The following is a 17,702-nucleotide window of genomic DNA, read 5'->3' as shown; positions in this document are numbered from 1 at the left end:
CTTTAGTCCTCTGATATTTCTGCGGACTGAAGTCCTCACTACAAACCTTATGAACGCTTGCCGCCCTTTCCCAAAAAAGTTATCTTGGTAACAGCAAGTTTTAATATCTACCCACATAAATTAACCCCGTTCGTAGTAAGGACTTTAGTCCTCTGATATTTCTGCGGACTGAAGTCCTCACTACAAACCTTATGAACGCTTGCCGCCCTTTCCCAAAAAAGTTATCTTGGTAACAGCAAGTTTTAATATCTACCCACATAAATTAACCCGGTTCGTAGTAAGGACTTTAGTCCTCTGATATTTCTGCGGACTGAAGTCCTCACTACAAACCTTATGAACGCTTTTCCCGACTTTTCCACACATGGCTATCAAGTAACCCGCGAACTCGGATACAATAGTTTGGGCGGCCGCGTCACCTATTTTTAGGGAACTGGTATTAGCTTTTGGTTACATCCAGATCGCTTGAGCAACTGTACTGCGGATTCGCTTTAAGCTTTCCGAACCTATGTCTCTAAGGTTTAACAAAGACTCGTCGCTGGCTTCTGCTAATTTTGACACAGTGACGTACCCAGCATCTTTTAGTATATCAATTTTATGCTGGGTGAGTCCATAACGATATGCCTGAGATTTTTCGAGTTTGCTAATATCTTCCTCTAAGATTAGCATTTCGCCATGCTCAGGTAATTCAGGCAATTGAATTTTAAACAATTCACTTGCTTTGTGTAATTCTAAAGGCTCATTTCTCTCATTTTGCCCATTTAACCACCTAGTATAAATTTCATTAGTAACCCGAGCTTTCGTAGTTTTTTCCAACAATGTGCATAGATTCAAGCTATATCTTGTTCCTCGTCCTCTCGATTTCATTGCCCGTGAAACATCTCGAATTGAAATAAATCCAGTATATTCAAGTAGTTCTAACGGCTTTGATAGACGTTGTGCAATTTCTCTTAAAATAAGTACATTCTGCTTATTTTGCTCACCAGCCTGCTGAAATATTGATTCTGCAATCTCCGTTGCAGGATCGAGCATTGGTGCATATATGCCAAGTTTGGGCTTAAGCTCTTCAATCAAGGGCCAATAGTAATTACTGGCAAGGTCTATCAGTGTCTTGGTTATATGGGCTAAACTAATCTTGTTTTCTCCACAGTTTCCCGACAGACTATTCCATGCAAATATAAATCCCCTCATGTTTCCCAGTACAGCCCGTCCCATAAACCCCGCAACATTTTCTAAAGTCAATTGACCAGAGAAAGACTCTTCAGGTAGTCGCTGAGAAAACCTTTTTCTAATTATCTCGGCAAAGTTGGTATTATAATCTTCTAGTTCATCATTCCTTGAAATATTGATCACCGTAGCATCATTATATACATCAAACCTTGTTCCAAAATTAGTAACTCCAGGGTAAATAGCAGCTTTACACGATATTATACTGCTCGATAAAGTCCGAAATATATCGAAAAACTCATGTAGCGGAGCTTCGCGACCAATGTGAGCCGCGTCATCAAATAAAATAACTATTCTTTTCCCAGATGCACTCGACAAACTAGATAATTCTCTCTGAAGTGATGTGATGTTTGGCGAAGCCTCAAACTCAGAGAGATGACCTGCTTTAATAATTGTCTTATTTACGGCGTCAATTATTAGCTGACTTAACATTCTTTCATACTTCTCACCTTCACTTCTGAGTAATTCAAGATGACGAAGACTGATGTATATGCCAAATGTAGAGCTTAGATTATTTTCAGGATACATTCTTCTTGATGCTTCTATCATAAGCGCACTTTTTCCACTACCACGCGCCCCTTTTAATAACACTGGGCCATGAGCAATCAAATTTGAAATAAAGCGCTGCTCTTGTTTTGAGAAATAATGCAGTTTCTCAAACTCTTCAGGCGAACAATCTTCTGCGGCTAAGATAAGCGATGTATTTTCATAAATAGTATTAACCATTAGAAAACTCCCATTTCTTGAATTTCTTTATAAGCTGCGATCGCTTCGGGAATATCGAGTTTATTTACTGCATGACTGACAACAGAAACAATTAGTCCAAGGGTAGCGATATTGCGAACAGTTTTCTCAATCATCCGTTGAGTTGTTTCTCGATCAAATGCTGAACTTAAAGGAATCACCAGTTCGTGATGTATTCCTTTTGAAAGTTGAGAGTATAGACTTGAAAACTCATTTAAAGTTTCATTATAGAATCTTTCAAAATCCTTTCTTCTAAGATCGACTATCCATTCATCCCCACTGACATCTCTGATTGCATCCAACATCTTGTCAAAGTTAGCAGACCATATTAGTCTCTTATAATAATCTCCAAGCAAAGCTCTAGTAGGGTTTTGCAGTGACTTATCAGCCCAAAGATCCGTAACCTTGTCTGCAAAAACATCACCTTGCCAACGTATAGACGACTTATTAGGCTTATCTATTGATAATTTGGCTGGTTTTGACATTCCCTAAGTAGGAGGACTCTAAAAGGATCGAGCCTCGCAATTAGTGCGGTACATCCCAATTCCAGTATACTTCTCCCTAAAAATGGGGCAAATAATGAAATTTGGTTATCACTGAGGGATTCTAGTGTTACTAGCTCTTTAACAAGATTATCAATTGACGCGGATAAATGACTTAGCACCTCATCAATTTCACCTCCATCAGGAACGACATTTCCACAGAGTAGTTTGGCTAATGCTGACTGATTAGTTACTGACTCATCGACACCTGATTGATTAGAACTCATTTTATTTGACTGTAACCGATCGACAGATCCTAAAATTTTCGCACGCAATGCGCAACCTTACGGCTTGTAGGTGCGCACTGCACACTCTAAAAATTAAGCTGTTTCGTGCTGTTTGTGCCATGCGGGATGCCACAGCAATTCGGCAGTCGATCGCTTCTCGACCATTTCCTTCGTAATCGTACAGTGAGCCACATCCTTGCGAGAAGGCAATTCGTACATCACATCGAGCATTAACTCCTCTAAAATGCTGCGGAGAGCTCTCGCGCCGGTTTTGCGTCGGTAGGCCTCCTGCGCGATCGCCCGCAGCGCATCCGGCTCAAATTCCAACTCCACGCTATCCATCTTCAACAGCTTCTGATACTGCTTCACCAGCGCATTCCGGGGTTCAGTCAAAATCTGCATCAACGCCGCTTCATCCAGCGGCGAAATCACCGTCACCACCGGAATCCGCCCCACAAACTCAGGAATTAAACCAAACTTAACCAAATCATCCGGCTGTACCTGCTGCAAAATATCAGCCGCCCGCTTATCCTTCGCCGGCAAAGTCGAGTTGCTTTCAGTTTCTGTTGGCTGAATAAAGCCCAAGGATTTTTTACCCAAACGCTGGTCAACTATTTTTTCTAAACCGACAAAAGCACCGCCACAAATAAATAGAATCTTGCTCGTGTCAACTTGAATAAAATCTTGGTAAGGATGTTTGCGGCCACCTTGTGGAGGCACGTTAACCACCGTTCCTTCCAACATTTTTAGTAGCGCTTGTTGCACTCCCTCTCCCGATACGTCTCTGGTGATCGAAGTGTTTTCGCTTTTGCGAGCAATCTTGTCAATTTCATCAATATAAATAATCCCGCGCTGCGCCGATTCGACATCAAAATCTGACATTTGCAACAGCCGCAGCAAGATATTTTCTACATCGTCGCCGACATATCCAGCTTCTGTCAGCGTCGTCGCATCGGCTACCGCAAACGGGACTTCGAGCATTTGCGCCAAACTTTGCGCTAACAAGGTTTTGCCGCAACCTGTGGGCCCGACTAGCATGATGTTGGATTTTTGCAGTTCCACATCGCTGTCGGGGGAAGACTTGCCGCTGTCTTTGGCTTGGTCTACGCTCAAGCGCTTGTAATGGTTGTAAACTGCTACAGACAGGACTTTTTTGGCTGAGTGCTGGCCGATGACGTGGTTGTCTAAATGCTGTTTAATTTCTGTGGGTTTGGGAATTTGCGCTAGAACAATTTTCGATTTGCTCGATCGACTCGGGCGTTTCGTTCCTTGTCCCTGAGACTCTCGCACCTCTGACTGGGGAATCTGTTGACCAATTGTTTTGCTGGAGTCAAAAAACTCCTCTTCTAAAATTTCATTACACAGTTCCACACATTCATCGCAAATGTACACGCCGGGCCCAGCTATTAACTTGCGGACGTACTCCTGCGACTTGCCGCAAAAGGAGCATCTGAGATGGGAGTCATATTTTGACATATTTAGCCTCTTACTTTACGGTTGCGGTTGCTTGTTAGACTGGCCCAGTTGCGCCGGAATCGACCGATTCTCTGCCCTAGAAAGGCTTCCCCAGCGGACACCCAAGCCAGTCAGTCGATTTTAGATTTTAGATTTTAGATTTACTCCACGGATAAATTTGGGAGGTTGAACCTTCGTCTAAAACTTGGGGCTCTACATGAGTTAAGTCAGGGGCTTGTCTCAATTTTTTGCCTGCTCAACCTTCGCGCTCTCTATTTCTAAGTTAACACTTTTGATCCATCAGTCATGAGTCATGACTCATGCGACCAAATTTTGAAGTTTTTATTTTCCCTTGAAGCAAAGCGGCACTTGCTTACCATTTTTTGTATTCCAAAAATTTTCCTGACATAATTATTTTCACTCGATCGCCTTTTGGGTCTATTTCTTTCTCGACATCCAAACTAAAGTCGATCGCGCTCATAATCCCGTCACCGAATTTTTCGTGGATCACTGCTTTGAGCGGCATCCCGTACACCTGCATAATTTCATAGAAGCGATAAATCAACGGGTCAACCGGAACTGTTGGATCCAAAGAACCTTTTAACGGAGGTTCGCAGAGCACCGCAGCCGTCTCGCCATCCAATCCCAAAGCCGAGACAATTTTCTCGGCTTCATCGACCGATGCGGTAGCTTGACGGTAAAAAACCGCCGCAATCCAAACTTCGTCGCGACCCAAAACTTTTTCCAACTCGGCAAAACTAATTCCCTTAGCTTTTTTAGCAGCCAAAAGCTTTTCTGTAATTTCTGAAATTGCCATTAAATATTCTCCAACTTACTGCTGTACCAGGTATGAAATATTTCTCACATTTTGGTGATTTTGTCAATGGCAACTCAATCTAAAAAACAGAATCGATCGATCGCGATCGCTTCAGCAAAACCAGGTCTCGTCAACCTTGGCAACTTATACAATTTTCGCATTCGAGTATAGAAGATTTGAGATTGGCAATAATTGATGACTACCAGGGTTTAGAGCTGGTCTACAGTTGCACGATCTTTTTAAAATTGCATCGCAACAGATTAATCCCAAAAAACACTCCTAACTGCCCTCTGACAATGATACAGTTGGCAGTATATCCAGTGCAAGTTAGACAAACAAAGGCAAACGGCCCAGTTTGGATCGTGCCAGCGTGACCCCCGTGCAAACACGGATAGAAGTCCCCGACAGGAGTCGCCAGCCACCCCAAATTTTAGAATTAGGTTCCTGCTCCCAGATTCATCTGTGGAGTAGTAAATCTCTCATTCTTCAATTTTAAAATCTAACATCGACTGACTCTCCATCCTCGCTCCCGCAGCCAAAGCCCTTTTACCGTTCATAACCGACAAGTGACAAAAGTATGGATATTCAGACCAAAGATTACAGCATTGAGTACGATCGCGCTACCCAAACAGTTACCTGCTGCGGCTCGTTTCGGATCGGCCAGATGGAAGAATACGCGCCGATCGTCGATCTGCTAAACGAAGTGACGGACTCTTCGCCTAATATGATTACTCTAGACTTGCGAAAACTAGAATTTTTAAATAGTTCAGGAATTAACATTATATCAAAATTTGCGATCGAAGTGCGCCAGCTAAAAAATATTCAAATTACCATACAAGGCTCAAAACAGATACCATGGCAGGGAAAATCGCTGAAGAACTTGCAGCGGCTGATGCCTTCCTTGCACTTAGAATTGGAATAGTAAATCGCACAAGGTAAAGGTGTTCGCCTATCCCGCCTTGGGCAACCAGGATGAGGGCGCCTGAAGAACCATGCAAATATAAGTTAGCACCAAACTGTAAAAAACTTCAGCACAGACTAAAAATTACCAATTTTCAATTGCTATGCAGGAAGAACCATCGAGAGAACAGCTACTTCTGGACGTTCAGCGACTGAGTGCGGAACTAGAAAACTTGAAATGTGAAAAGTCCGATCTAGAAATCTTGCTGGAGACTACCACCCAACATTCGGATACGATGGAAGCTCACTTGCTCTCTCAAGCTCAGTTGGCGGTGCGCGAAAGCGAACAGCAGTTTCGGGCGATCGCCTCGGCAACTCCCGTTCCGGTATTGGTTTCTCGTCTCTCGGACGGCTTAATACTTTATGCAAACGCTCAATTGGCTTCTCTGCTAAACATACCCCTAGAAGAATTGATCGGTTGCCGCACCCCAGACTTTTACGTCAACCCTGCCGATCGCCCAAAGGTACTCGACGCCCTCGCCCAAGACGGATACCTGCAAAACTACGAACTCCACTGCAAAAAATCAGACGGAACCCCTTTCTGGGCAATACTCTCGGTTCAGTCCCTCCAGTTTAAGAGTCAGCCGACGGCATTGTGCGCCTTGTACGATCTCACTCAGCGCAAGCAAGCAGAAAACATTCTCCAAGAGAGCGAAAAGCGGCTCCGGCGCCAGAGTCTGGCCCTGTTGCAGCTAGGGCGGCAGAGGACTCTCAACAGCGGTGCGCTGACTGTGGGAATTCGCGAAATTACTGAGGCTGCTGCGCGCACTTTGGAGGTGGAAAAAGTCAGCGTCTGGCTTTACAACCACGACAGATTTGGAACTGGCTACCCGATCGATCCTCAGCTAAATTTTACCCACAGAGCGATCGCCCGCAACCAAAAAGAATCTCTCGATACAGAGGCGGCGCCCCGAAACGATAACGAGTCAGTCAATCATTCTCAATTTAAAATCCCCAACCTCAAATTAGTTTGTCTCGACTTGTACGATCGCACTCACGAGCATCATTTGAGCCGCCAGTGCATATCAGCAAGCGATTTAAAATTTTCAATTTTAGATATAGAAAACGACGCGCCGGGCGAAAATCTAGCTGAAGACAATGGTTTAGAACCGGCGCCGCACACTCAAAACTCGATCGAAACAAACTTGTGTCACTTATCATCGATCGCCGAACATTCCGGTGTGCTACCGAATAAAAGCAAGCCAAATTCATCGATCTTAAATGTAGCAATTAGGCTCGGCGGCCAGATCGTGGGCATCCTCTCCATAGAACATATCGGCGCGCCCCGCGAGTGGGCTCTGGAGGAGCGTACCTTCGCCGATTCTTTAGCAAATTTAGTCGCGCTGGCGATCGAAGGATTTGAACGCCAGCGAGCTCAGGAAGCACTCTCCAAAGCCAAAGCGCAGCTAGAAATGACCGTCGATCAGCGCACCGCTCAAATCACCGCCACCAATCAACTGCTCCGCAGCGAAATTGCCGATCGTAAAAGAGCCGAAATCGCCTTGCAAGAAGCCTTACACAAAGCAGAAGCAGCTTCCAGAGCTAAAAGCACTTTTTTAGCCAATATGAGCCACGAACTGCGGACGCCGCTCAACGCCATTATCGGTTACAGCGAAATGCTAGAAGAAGAAGCACTGGACTGCGGACTCGATGACTTCATCCCCGATACCCAAAAAATTCGTAACGCCGGCAAACACTTGCTGAATTTAATTAACGATATTCTCGACCTTTCTAAGATAGAAGCCGGTCGGATGGAGGTTTACTTAGAAGAATTTGACCTCGGCAATTTAATAGAAGAAGTTGTTGAAACTTTGCACCCTTTAGTTGAAAAAAATCACAATCAATTAGAAGTTTCTTGCTCTCCAAATTTGGGAGTAATGTATGCAGATTTAACTAAAGTCAGGCAAATTTTGTTCAATTTGCTCTCGAATGCCCTCAAGTTTACCGAAGGTGGAACGGTGCTGCTGGGCGCCACTCGCGAGCCAGCAGGCGATAGCGATTGGGTTTATTTGCAAGTATCTGATACGGGGATTGGAATGTCTGAACAACAGCAGCAGGGTTTGTTTCAACCTTTTATGCAAGGGGATGCTTCGACTACTCGCAAGTACGGAGGCACTGGTTTGGGATTGGCGATTAGCCGCTTGTTTTGCCAGATGATGGGCGGCGATATCACTCTTGAGAGTCAGTTAGGTGTTGGCTCTACTTTTATTGTTCAATTAAAGGGCAAAGTTGACAGTTGACAGTTGACAGTTGACAGTTGTCAGTTGACAGTTGACAGTTGACAGTTGACAGTTGACAGTTGACAGTTGACAGTTGACAGTTGACAGTTGACAGTTGACAGTTGACAGTTGACAGTTGACAGTTGACAGTTGACAGTTGTCATTGGTCATTGGTCATAAGGAAGAAGAAAGAAGGAAGAAGGGAGAAGGAAGAAGGCAACGAGCACGCGATGGAGAGCATCTCAGTTTTGCATTATAGTGCGAGCGTCCCCGCTCGCGTGCGTGTATAAGCACGCGAGCGGGGACAGCACGAAAAATAAAAAATGTTTCTTGCAAAACTGAGATGCTCCCCATGCGATGGGGATTTAACAGATTTAACGGATGGGTAAAAGATGCAATAATTCGCCATTACCAATGACTAATAACCAATAACCAATAACCAATGACTAATAACCAATAACCAATAACCAATAACCAATAACCAATAACCAATAACCAATAACCAATAACCAATGACTAATAACCAATAACCAATAACCAATAACCAATAACCAATAACCAATAACCAACAACCAATAACCAATAACCAACAACCAATAACCAACAACCAATAACCAATAACCAACAACCAATAACCAACAACCAATAACCAACAACCAATAACCAACAACCAATAACCAACAACCAACAACCAATAACCAATAACCAATAACCAACAACCAATAACCAATAACCAATAACCAATTCCCTGTTAATTGTGATACCGATCGCGATCGACCTCTGTTTCCGATCACACAGTCGCATTTTTTGCCAGCCTAGAATACTTTCATTATCCCAAACTTTTGCCACAACCAGGATATAGCGCCTTGCTGCATTCAAAATTCCCACCTCAACCTGCCACAGAAGGGGGGTGGGGGTATTGCTTCTAGAAAGGCAATTTGGTAAAAGTAATGCTATCGTCGCTAACGAGTAGAAGGCAAAAGTTAACAGGAAATCAGGAATTATCAAAGGCATAAGAACTCAGAAACACAATTCGGCTTTTTGCCTTCTCCCTTGAACCTTCAAACTGCTGCCTCTACTGCCGAGATAGCAATCCCACTGACAGCAGCACACAAGTTCTCAAAATTAAAGGAGTGCATCGAGATGATTAAACCTTGCAGTCAACCGCTAAAAATAAATCCTTTCACTTCTTATCGCGATCCCACTACAGGCAAATGGACTGTAGTTCCAGCAGTTCAGAATGTTTGCGAAACAGACTCTAGTTTGAAACCCAAAGCCGAAAGCGAAAACGAAAGTAAAGTAGAAACAAGTCTTTGTGCTGTGCCTGCTGTCTCGCTGCCGAAAAAACGCTTTTCCTTCTCCTTGCTTGGGCTTAAAAACCTTGCTAAAAAATCTTCTGTCACTGTCAGTAGCTAGCCATCGCCGGGGCATAATCTAGTTTCCACGGTTGCGTCCGGGCGATCGCCAAACACAAAAAAACGAGCTGTTCTATAGCATAAATTGCCAAAAAGCGATATACTGACAGCAAACTTTCTCCTCACAATATCCGTCATGAACCCCATGCCTAAAGGCAGGGGCTTGTAGACTGTCCGACTCTTCGAGCGGGATACAAGCCAGAACATGACCAGCCTCAGACGCAACAAGCGTCTACGTTTTTAAGGTCACGATACCTACAAATGCGTCGCTAGTTTGTAGCCCTATCGTTGGTTGTTAAACATCTGTAATGGGTTAAGGAAGTGCAGCCAACATGACAAGCCTTAAAAACATTGGCGAAGCGAACATTACGAGCAATCAGAGGAGACGCAACAATGTCTAACTTTGTCTTTGTAATTGATACCAATCGCAAACCGCTATCACCCTGTAAACCAGGAATAGCAAGGTCATTGCTGAAAGCTGGAAAAGCAGCGGTATTTCGCCGATATCCGTTTACGATTGTTTTGAAAAAAGCAGTTGAGACGAATCCTGAACCGCTAGAACTGAAATTAGATCCGGGATCGAAAGTCACGGGGGTTGCAATCAAACAGGACAACAAGATTATCTTCGGAGCCGAACTGCAACACCGGGGACAGCAAATTAAAGATGCACTTCTCTCTCGCCGTCAACTTAGGCGAGGGAGACGCAATCGCAAAACTCGATACCGTAAGGCACGATTTCTCAATCGCACTCGCCCCGATGGTTGGCTCGCTCCATCGGGGCAACACCGAGTCGAAACAACACTTACATGGGTTCGCAAATTGATTCGACTCGCTCCCGTTGCCAGCATTGTTCAAGAGTTAGTGCGGTTTGATTCTCAACTCATGCAAAACCCTGAAATCTCAGGCGTTATGTATCAGCAGGGAGAATTGCAGGGTTACGAAGTCCGGCAGTATCTCTTGGAAAAATGGCATCGGCAGTGTGCTTATTGCTCGGCAGAAAATGTACCTTTTGAGGTTGAGCACATTCAGCCCAAGTCAAGAGGTGGCTCTGACAGGGTTTCCAATTTGACACTGGCTTGTCACGATTGCAATCAAAAGAAAGGCAATCAGGATATTCGAGCATTCCTGGCAGCTAAACCCGACCTGTTAAACCGCATCCTCAAACAAGCAAAGCTACCACTCAAAGATGCAGCAGCGGTCAACTCAACCCGATGGGCATTATTTAATGCACTTAAAGAAACGGGATTGCCCGTCACTACTGGCACGGGCGGACAAACTAAGTTCAATCGCCATCGGTTAGGGTTGGCTAAATCGCACTGGCTTGATGCTGCGTGTGTGGGCAGCATTGACACGCTCAAAGTATTGACTTCAAAGCCTTTGTTGATTGTGGCAAAAGGTCAGGGGACACGACAGATGTGCGGCACAAACCAGTACGGATTTCCCATTCGGCACAAGTCCAGAGTGCAAATTCACAAAGGGTTTCAGACTGGCGATATTGTCAGCGCAACCGTTACCGCAGGGAAGAAAGTCGGCTCTTATACAGGGCGGCTTCTATGCCGTGCTTCAGGCAGTTTTGATATCGTAACGAAGGCTGGGAGAGTAACAGGTATTAGCCACAAGTATTGCAAAGCAATCCACAAAAAAGATGGCTATAGCTATGGGTTTTAAAAATATTTCAAGGCGACGGTCGTCGCTGCCGCTTTCCTCCCCATGTCGTTAGCCCGGGGCTTCTCGCTCGTTTTTCTGGTGAAGTATTTGCTCGATCGCTTCGTCCACTTTGTATGGACAGACCGACCAATTCGCCAGCGGGGAACTGTCATCGTTGCTATCCCCGTGATTTGTCTGTTTGCTTCGCTGATTGCAATTGCAGGACTCCGGGATAGTGCAATACAGATAAGAAAGCGAGCAGATACTAATAAGGAAATACTTCACGGAACCAACCGCTTGTTAACCACTGTGGTGGATGCGGAAACGGGCATTCGGGGTTACGGGTTGACGAAGCGCCGCGATTTTCTAGCACCATATTTAGAAGCAAAGAAGAGCTTGCCTCCGCTGCTGGCTCAACTCGAAATCGCGGTGGCAGAAAATCAACTGCCAGCTCAGGGATTTGCAGAAATTAAACAAAGTACCGAACAGCAAATAATTGTATTGCAAAACACTCTGAATAAGCTCGACAGTGCGGGAACAAAAGTTCAGTCGCCGGAAATAATTCAGGTGTTAGTTCGAGATAAATTGAAGATGGATAAGCTGCGCGAAAAAATTGATGCGTTTGCTGATGCCAGCCAAGCCTACCAGAAGGCTTTAGAGGGACGAGTAGGTGAGTTGGTAGATTTAATTAATTTCCTGCAATTTGCTGGTTTGCTTGTCGGCTGTCTGGGTGGAGCAGCTTCCTGGTATTTATTTCATAGTTTAGACCAGGAATTGAGGAAGCGGCAAGCAGGCTTGCAAGAAAGTAAAACTCGCATTCAAGCTGTGGTAGACAATGCGGCTGATGGGATTATTACTTTAGATGAATCGGGCAATATTGAGTCTTTTAATGCGGCAGCAGAACGGATTTTTGGCGAAAAAGCCGATCGCACAATTGGCTCGAACCTGCGCCAACTGATAGCTCAACCGCAGCCCGACAGCAGCACGGGAGATTATGCGATCGAATATTTTGTCTTAAATCCCGATGCTAAACTGAAGACTTACCAGCAAGAAACTGTCGGAATTCGCAGCGACGGCACCAAGTTTCCGATGGAGCTTGCCATCAGCGAAATGTGTCTGGCAAATCAACGGTTGTTTGTTGCGATTTGCCGCGATGTGGGAGGACGGAAACAAGCTGAGGAAACTCTCCGCAAGCAAGCGCAAATGCTGGATTTTGCGAACGATACGATCGCGGTACTCGACTTGAACGGGGTGATTTCTTATTGGAATTTGGGGGCGAAGTGGCTCTACGGGTGGCGGAATTCGCAAGCAATAGGAAAAAATATTCACGAGCTTTTGCACACAGAATGGACGCAGCCTTTTGACGAAATTCAAAAAGTGTTTTTCGAGCGGGGATATTGGCAAGGGGAACTGGTGCGTACCAAGGAAGACGGCACAAAAATTACGGTGGCGAGTCGGTGGACTTTGCAGCGCGACGATCGAGATCGACCCCAGGCTATTTTGGAAATTAGCAACGATATTAGCGATCGCAAGCGCTCAGAAAGTGCTTTAGCCGAAATCGCGCAGCGGTTTCGCGATACTTTTGAACAAGCCGCAGTCGGCATGGCTCAAGCGAGTGTGGATGGCAAGTTGCTGTTAGTCAATCAAAAACTTTGCAAAATTGTCGGCTACAGCCGTCAAGAATTGATGGCTAAAAAATTTCAGGATATTACTTTTGGACAAGATTTAGGAAACGAACTGGAACTTTTAGGCGAATTATTAGCAGGAAAAATTGATAATTACTGTATAGAAAAGCGCTATGTCTGCAAAGACGGAGAGTTAGTGTGGGTCAACTTGACGGTTTCGCTGCTGCAAGAACAAAATGGCACTCAATTGCTGATGGGTGTGGTAGAAGATATTAGGGAACGCAAACAAGCTGAGGAATCGTTGCGGTTGCACGCTGAAGAATTGAGGTGGACGGCGAACTCGCTGGCTCAAACGACGAGTGTGTTGAGAAAGCGGAATCAAGAGTTAGATCAGTTTGCTTATGTAGTTTCTCACGATTTGAAAGCGCCGCTTAGGGCGATCGCAAATCTCAGCAGTTGGATAGAAGAAGACCTCAGCGATTCGATGACAGAGGATACTCTGCACCAAATGAACCTGCTGCGCGGCAGAGTTCACCGGATGGAATCATTGATTGAGGGACTGCTGCAATATTCCCGCGTCGGACGCATTCAACTGGCTTCAGAAACTGTAAAAGTTGGGAAGTTATTAGCAGAAATTATTGATTCGTTGGCACCGCCGTCAGGATTTGAAGTAAAAGTTGAACCGGGAATGCCAACTTTTGTGACTGAAAGATTGCCGTTGCAGCAAGTTTTTTCTAATTTAATTAGCAACGCCATCAAACACAATAGAAATGAATCCGGCCGCGTAAACATATCGTTTAAGGAGTTAGAGAATTTTTACGAGTTTGCTGTAGCTGATGACGGGCCGGGGATTGCTCCTCAATATCACGATAAAGTTTTTGTGATTTTTCAGACCTTGGAAGCTCGCGATAAAGTTGAAAATACTGGCATTGGTTTGTCGCTGGTGAAGAAAATTGTCGAATCTCAAGGCGGCACTATTTCTCTGGAATCGGCCGAAGGTGAGGGAGCAACTTTTCGGTTTACTTGGCCGAAGCAACCTATTAGCAAATAAGATAATACCAATTTTTTATGAGGCTGCATAGAATCTGATCCCCCCTAACCCCCCTGGTGGGAGGGGGGGACAAGATTCTTCTCAAAGTCCCCCAACAATCAGGGGGATTTAGGGGGATCGAGATATATGCAACTTCACATTAAATTGGTATAAGACGTAAGATAAGACGGCGGTTGAAACCGCGTCTACACAAACAAAACCCGGATGGTGCGCGGGTTGAAGAGCGGGCGGTTAAAATTACGTTATTTTCTTCAGCCTGCTTGGCATGGACTTCGTTTGTCTAAACCTGGTTTAAACCGCCATATTGTCTGCATCGCAGCGGATTTCGATGATAAATCCATCGGGATCGTAGAAGTAAATGCCGCGTCCTGTAGCGCGGGTGACGGGGCCGCTGTCGATCGCAATTTCATTAGACTTTAGCACTTCCAAAGCGCGATCGAACAAATCGCGATCGATGTCAAAGGCCAAGTGGTTAGCGCGAGTAAAAGCCTTTTGGGGATCGGGGTTTGGCGGTTCCAAATCTGGCTGCCAAAATAAGTCAATCACAGTCCCGTCTGGAGTGATGAAATTAGCGACTTTACCAGCAGCCACCATTTCTGTTAAACTTACGGGAATTTCTGCACCTGTGAGTTCGTGCAAGCCGAGAATTGTACCGTAGAAGTGGCGGGAAGCTTTCATATCGCGCACGTTTAAAGCGATATGGTGAACGCGGCGCAAGTTCCCCGGCGCCAAGGCAATTTTGACGGTGCTTTCGGTAGTTTGCATGGTTGTCAATTGCTACTGTTAAAATTGGACGATGTGAAATTTATTCAGAGTTTGTAGTGAGGACTTCAGTCCTCAGATTTCTATAAGGACTGAAGTCCTCACTACGAACCAATTTAAAGATCGTGAGGACTTAATCTCAATTATTGTTACTTTTCTTTAGGGAACGATGCCATACCTACAAATAGCATGGCCAGCCCGCCTCCCAGTATCGCGAACGCCAGTAAACCTACAGCTAAATCTAATCCAGATGTATTTTCCATTAAATTAAACCATTCTCCAATTAAATCCAATAATCACTATTTATTAATTGCTGATTGCTTCTTAACAATGGGGAAGAGAAGAAAAAACAAGCTAACTAACCGTAGGGTGCGTCATACCAATTTAATGTGAAGTTGCACATATTCCGATCCCCCTAAATCCCCCTTAAGAAGGGGGACTTTGAGAAGATTCCAGTCCCCCCCTTATTAAGGGGGGTTAGGGGGGGATCAGATTCGGGAGCAGCCTCATAAAAAATTGGTATCAGGAAGAAAATTGTTAGTCTGTATGCAAAACATTCACCCCTGACGCACCCTACAATAACTAAACATCCATCCGTTACATCGGTCAAAAAATCCGTTGCCGAACTGCTTATTTTGCCAATTCTCGATCGATCGCAGCGATCAATTCCGGCGAATCTGGGCCCACGCTGCTGCGGAATCTGGCAACCACTTCACCCTGTTTGCTAACTAAGAATTTTTCAAAATTCCAGGAAACCTCACCTTTGGGATCGACTGCATTCGTAAGCTGAGCGTACAGCGGGTGCTGCTGGCTGCCTTTAGCGCTTACTTTGTCAAATAATTCAAAGCTGACACCGTATTTTGTAGTGCAGAAATTGACGATTTCTGCGTTGCTTCCGGGTTCTTGAGCTCCGAAGTCGTTGCAGGGAAATCCTAAAACGCGGAGTCCGGCGGCGCCGTACTTCTGGCTCAATTCTTCGAGTCCTTTGTATTGAGGTGTATAGCCACATTTGGAAGCTACGTTAACTATCAAGAGTACCTGGCCAGCGTACTCTCCTAGCTGCTTGTCTGCGCCTGCGATCGTTTTTACATTAATGTCGGAGATGGTGCTGGGCATTTTCAAATATTTCTAAATTTGACTAGCACAATTTTACCGCAATTTGGTAAGATTTTGTCGATTTGCCGATCGCTCAAAATTAAAAAATCCCGACCGGGGGGTTTGCGGAGTTCGGGCGGATATGATAGATATTGGCGAAGCCGATGAAATTTTTCCATAGGTACGTAGTTGCGCTTGGGCGCTCTTGCATATATATCAATACCGTTTACTTGTATAGCGCCCTGGGGATAAACCGCTATGAAAAATAGATACGGAGATTGCTTCGTTCCTCGCAATGACGATCTTAAGTAAACCGTATTGGCATATATATAAGACAACACCGTTTACTCAAGACAATAGGTACGTAGTTGCGCTTCAGCGCTCTTTATATATAACATTTATAACGAAAGATGAGGTATGACTGTAAATGGAGTTTTTGATGCAACCCCGTTTACTACACGATAAGTATAAGAGGGCTTAAGCCCAACAACGTACCTCACTTATCTGAGTGGCTTTCTGTCATCCATTTTTGGTACGTATCCTCAAGTTGCTTGTCTTCCAAAACTATTTCTAGGCGGACTTTGACGCAACCGTGGCGGGGTTGAGAGGCGATCGCATTTAAGATTTTGCTAGCTTTCTGCACAGACGTAAATTCTGCCTTAACTGTCGGTTCCTGGCGATCGCTCTTAATCTCTGCCAAATCTATACCGGTGATGTTTCCCTCGCCCAAATCTATCTCTGCCAAAACCTTCGGATCGTCGCCGACTTGTTCGACAATCAACTTTTCCCACTGGATCGGCACTTGTACCATCCGAGTCTCAATTTCTTTGCGGACAATGACTTCGCCGACTTTGCGCTTGCTGCGATTGATTACCAATCGTTCTTCTAGCAGGCGAATTACTTCACGATCGACAATATCCAAGTTTTCGTCATCCTCATCGGTCTCTAAATGTTCATTTTGGCGATCGGCATCTGTTAGATTTGACATAACTGTTGAGGGATTAGTTGACTCGTTTTTGCTCACTTCATCAAGCTGTTCTGAGGATTTTCCTAAATATTCATACTCTGCCGTTCCCACAAATCCGGGCAGCAGATCGACTGCATCGGACTTAATACTTACAAACAGAGTTTTTTGATGATAATCTACTTTTTTGAGCAGCTTGATACTTACTAAAAAAATGCGGGGGTTTTCGCGACCTAGCCCTGATACCACAAAGTTTAGCTGACCGTTAGGATCGAAATAGACATCTTTGATTTTGCCTACCAAGTGACCTTGGTTGTCTTTGATTGTAAAACTTTTTAGCTTAGTTCTGACTTTTTCCGGCACCCGGTTGAGACGGGTATTTGATTTGGCTGTGGCTACTTTTTCGGCTGATGCTTGACCGTTCATTTTTAAAACTTTCCTACTTAGGGATTTTTATTATGAATTGAGGCAAATTGGTAAAGGCGGTTCAACAGTTGACAGTTGACAGTTGACAATTGACAGTTTGAGAGCGACCTCTACCTAGAAGGAAGAGAAATGGAGTAATGAATTGTCTGATTTTAATTTCTCCCGATCGGGCGGGCGGGCTTTAAACTAATTATTTCTGGGAAAGTGCATAAACTTTGCCAAAAACTGACAATTTTCGCACTACACTCCCGTTATAGCTGTTTTATCATCGTCAGAAAAATTAGGTATGTAGTTGCGCTTGGGCGCTCTTTATAATATAAGCGTATAGCGCTGAAGCGCAACTACGTACCTTGGCCCAAGTGCGAGCCGATCTTTGAGCGATACTTTTGGTAGTTTTATATCTCCTATCCTCAGAATAAAACCACCGTATTTCTTAAGGGGGAGCGCCAGGACGATCTGGCTTAACTGAAGCCTATCGCGTCATCTAGGAATTGCGCGATCGCCAAATTCAAACCTGTGCGGTGAGAGA

Annotated in this window: 15 protein-coding genes; 5 read left to right on the top strand and 10 right to left on the bottom strand. The window is 44.7% G+C overall.

Annotation, left to right across the window (positions count from 1 at the left end):
- Positions 1 to 447 precede the first annotated feature (447 nt).
- From QZ938_RS03210 to cynS, 4 genes are all read right to left on the bottom strand, one after another.
- Positions 448 to 1,950, bottom strand: a complete 1,503-nt coding sequence (locus QZ938_RS03210; protein WP_293347923.1) for a hypothetical protein — start codon at positions 1,948 to 1,950, stop codon at positions 448 to 450.
- Positions 1,950 to 2,453 (bottom strand): hypothetical protein, encoded by a 504-nt coding sequence (locus QZ938_RS03205; protein WP_293347920.1) that lies wholly within the window; start codon positions 2,451 to 2,453, stop codon positions 1,950 to 1,952. Before QZ938_RS03205 ends, QZ938_RS03210 begins: the two co-directional genes overlap by 1 nt.
- A gap of 377 nt (positions 2,454 to 2,830) precedes the next feature.
- Positions 2,831 to 4,213, bottom strand: coding sequence for an ATP-dependent protease ATP-binding subunit ClpX (gene clpX / locus QZ938_RS03200; protein WP_293146495.1), 1,383 nt, complete (start codon positions 4,211 to 4,213; stop codon positions 2,831 to 2,833).
- Between the two features lie 352 nt (positions 4,214 to 4,565).
- Positions 4,566 to 5,009: a cyanase gene (gene cynS / locus QZ938_RS03195; RefSeq protein WP_293335360.1), complete on the bottom strand. Its 444-nt coding sequence runs from the start codon at positions 5,007 to 5,009 to the stop codon at positions 4,566 to 4,568.
- Positions 5,010 to 5,586: 577 nt separating this feature from the next.
- Here cynS and QZ938_RS03190 point away from each other — a divergent pair.
- Positions 5,587 to 5,931 (top strand): hypothetical protein, encoded by a 345-nt coding sequence (locus tag QZ938_RS03190; RefSeq protein ID WP_293347917.1) that lies wholly within the window; start codon positions 5,587 to 5,589, stop codon positions 5,929 to 5,931.
- A 142-nt stretch (positions 5,932 to 6,073) separates the two neighbouring features.
- A complete protein-coding gene (locus QZ938_RS03185; protein ID WP_293146489.1) occupies positions 6,074 to 8,209 on the top strand; it encodes an ATP-binding protein in 2,136 nt (711 codons plus the stop codon).
- A 20-nt stretch (positions 8,210 to 8,229) separates the two neighbouring features.
- On the opposite strand, the gene QZ938_RS03180 is transcribed toward QZ938_RS03185, so the two are convergent.
- The gene (locus QZ938_RS03180) at positions 8,230 to 8,352 is read right to left on the bottom strand and encodes a hypothetical protein (RefSeq protein ID WP_293347914.1); all 123 of its coding nucleotides are present in this window, start codon (positions 8,350 to 8,352) and stop codon (positions 8,230 to 8,232) included.
- 352 nt (positions 8,353 to 8,704) lie between these two features.
- Positions 8,705 to 9,202: a hypothetical protein gene (locus QZ938_RS03175; RefSeq protein ID WP_293347911.1), complete on the bottom strand. Its 498-nt coding sequence runs from the start codon at positions 9,200 to 9,202 to the stop codon at positions 8,705 to 8,707.
- Between the two features lie 129 nt (positions 9,203 to 9,331).
- Here QZ938_RS03175 and QZ938_RS03170 point away from each other — a divergent pair, with 129 nt between their 5' ends.
- The 3 genes from QZ938_RS03170 (at position 9,332) to QZ938_RS03160 (ending at position 13,926) form a co-directional block, all read left to right on the top strand.
- Positions 9,332 to 9,604 (top strand): hypothetical protein, encoded by a 273-nt coding sequence (locus QZ938_RS03170; protein ID WP_293146487.1) that lies wholly within the window; start codon positions 9,332 to 9,334, stop codon positions 9,602 to 9,604.
- A 392-nt stretch (positions 9,605 to 9,996) separates the two neighbouring features.
- Complete coding sequence (gene iscB / locus QZ938_RS03165; protein ID WP_293347905.1) at positions 9,997 to 11,271, top strand: RNA-guided endonuclease IscB; 1,275 nt, start codon at positions 9,997 to 9,999, stop codon at positions 11,269 to 11,271.
- A 42-nt stretch (positions 11,272 to 11,313) separates the two neighbouring features.
- Entirely contained in the window at positions 11,314 to 13,926 is a 2,613-nt protein-coding gene (locus tag QZ938_RS03160) for a PAS domain S-box protein (RefSeq protein WP_293347902.1), read from the top strand.
- Between the two features lie 291 nt (positions 13,927 to 14,217).
- Here the strand turns inward: QZ938_RS03160 and QZ938_RS03155 are convergent, their stop codons facing one another.
- From QZ938_RS03155 to QZ938_RS03140, 4 genes are all read right to left on the bottom strand, one after another.
- A complete protein-coding gene (locus tag QZ938_RS03155) occupies positions 14,218 to 14,691 on the bottom strand; it encodes a VOC family protein (RefSeq protein ID WP_293146479.1) in 474 nt (157 codons plus the stop codon).
- A 627-nt stretch (positions 14,692 to 15,318) separates the two neighbouring features.
- Positions 15,319 to 15,804 carry a glutathione peroxidase gene (locus tag QZ938_RS03150; RefSeq protein WP_293146477.1) on the bottom strand — a complete coding sequence of 162 codons (486 nt, stop codon included), beginning with the start codon at positions 15,802 to 15,804 and terminating at the stop codon, positions 15,319 to 15,321.
- 2 nt (positions 15,805 to 15,806) lie between these two features.
- Complete coding sequence (locus QZ938_RS03145; protein ID WP_293358804.1) at positions 15,807 to 15,962, bottom strand: hypothetical protein; 156 nt, start codon at positions 15,960 to 15,962, stop codon at positions 15,807 to 15,809.
- Positions 15,963 to 16,279: 317 nt separating this feature from the next.
- Positions 16,280 to 17,173, bottom strand: a complete 894-nt coding sequence (locus tag QZ938_RS03140; RefSeq protein WP_293347899.1) for a YsnF/AvaK domain-containing protein — start codon at positions 17,171 to 17,173, stop codon at positions 16,280 to 16,282.
- Between the last annotated feature and the right edge of the window lie 529 nt (positions 17,174 to 17,702).

This window comes from Microcoleus sp. CAWBG27, from assembly GCF_020883145.1.
In the GTDB taxonomy this organism is placed as follows: Bacteria; Cyanobacteriota; Cyanobacteriia; order Cyanobacteriales; family Microcoleaceae; genus Microcoleus.
This window is presented reverse-complemented; position numbering and strand designations above follow the sequence as displayed.

Coding starts and splice junctions, on each gene's coding strand:
- QZ938_RS03155 (WP_293146479.1), bottom strand. CDS start 14,691: ATGCAAACTACCGAAAGCACCGTCAAAATTGCCTTGGCGCCGGGGAAC.
- QZ938_RS03175 (WP_293347911.1), bottom strand. CDS start 9,202: ATGCCTTTGATAATTCCTGATTTCCTGTTAACTTTTGCCTTCTACTCG.
- cynS (WP_293335360.1), bottom strand. CDS start 5,009: ATGGCAATTTCAGAAATTACAGAAAAGCTTTTGGCTGCTAAAAAAGCT.
- QZ938_RS03160 (WP_293347902.1), top strand. CDS start 11,314: ATGTCGTTAGCCCGGGGCTTCTCGCTCGTTTTTCTGGTGAAGTATTTG.
- QZ938_RS03170 (WP_293146487.1), top strand. CDS start 9,332: ATGATTAAACCTTGCAGTCAACCGCTAAAAATAAATCCTTTCACTTCT.
- QZ938_RS03145 (WP_293358804.1), bottom strand. CDS start 15,962: ATGGAAAAATTTCATCGGCTTCGCCAATATCTATCATATCCGCCCGAA.
- QZ938_RS03210 (WP_293347923.1), bottom strand. CDS start 1,950: ATGGTTAATACTATTTATGAAAATACATCGCTTATCTTAGCCGCAGAA.
- QZ938_RS03140 (WP_293347899.1), bottom strand. CDS start 17,173: ATGAACGGTCAAGCATCAGCCGAAAAAGTAGCCACAGCCAAATCAAAT.
- QZ938_RS03190 (WP_293347917.1), top strand. CDS start 5,587: ATGGATATTCAGACCAAAGATTACAGCATTGAGTACGATCGCGCTACC.
- QZ938_RS03150 (WP_293146477.1), bottom strand. CDS start 15,804: ATGCCCAGCACCATCTCCGACATTAATGTAAAAACGATCGCAGGCGCA.
- clpX (WP_293146495.1), bottom strand. CDS start 4,213: ATGTCAAAATATGACTCCCATCTCAGATGCTCCTTTTGCGGCAAGTCG.
- QZ938_RS03205 (WP_293347920.1), bottom strand. CDS start 2,453: ATGTCAAAACCAGCCAAATTATCAATAGATAAGCCTAATAAGTCGTCT.
- QZ938_RS03180 (WP_293347914.1), bottom strand. CDS start 8,352: ATGACAACTGTCAACTGTCAACTGTCAACTGTCAACTGTCAACTGTCA.
- QZ938_RS03185 (WP_293146489.1), top strand. CDS start 6,074: ATGCAGGAAGAACCATCGAGAGAACAGCTACTTCTGGACGTTCAGCGA.
- iscB (WP_293347905.1), top strand. CDS start 9,997: ATGTCTAACTTTGTCTTTGTAATTGATACCAATCGCAAACCGCTATCA.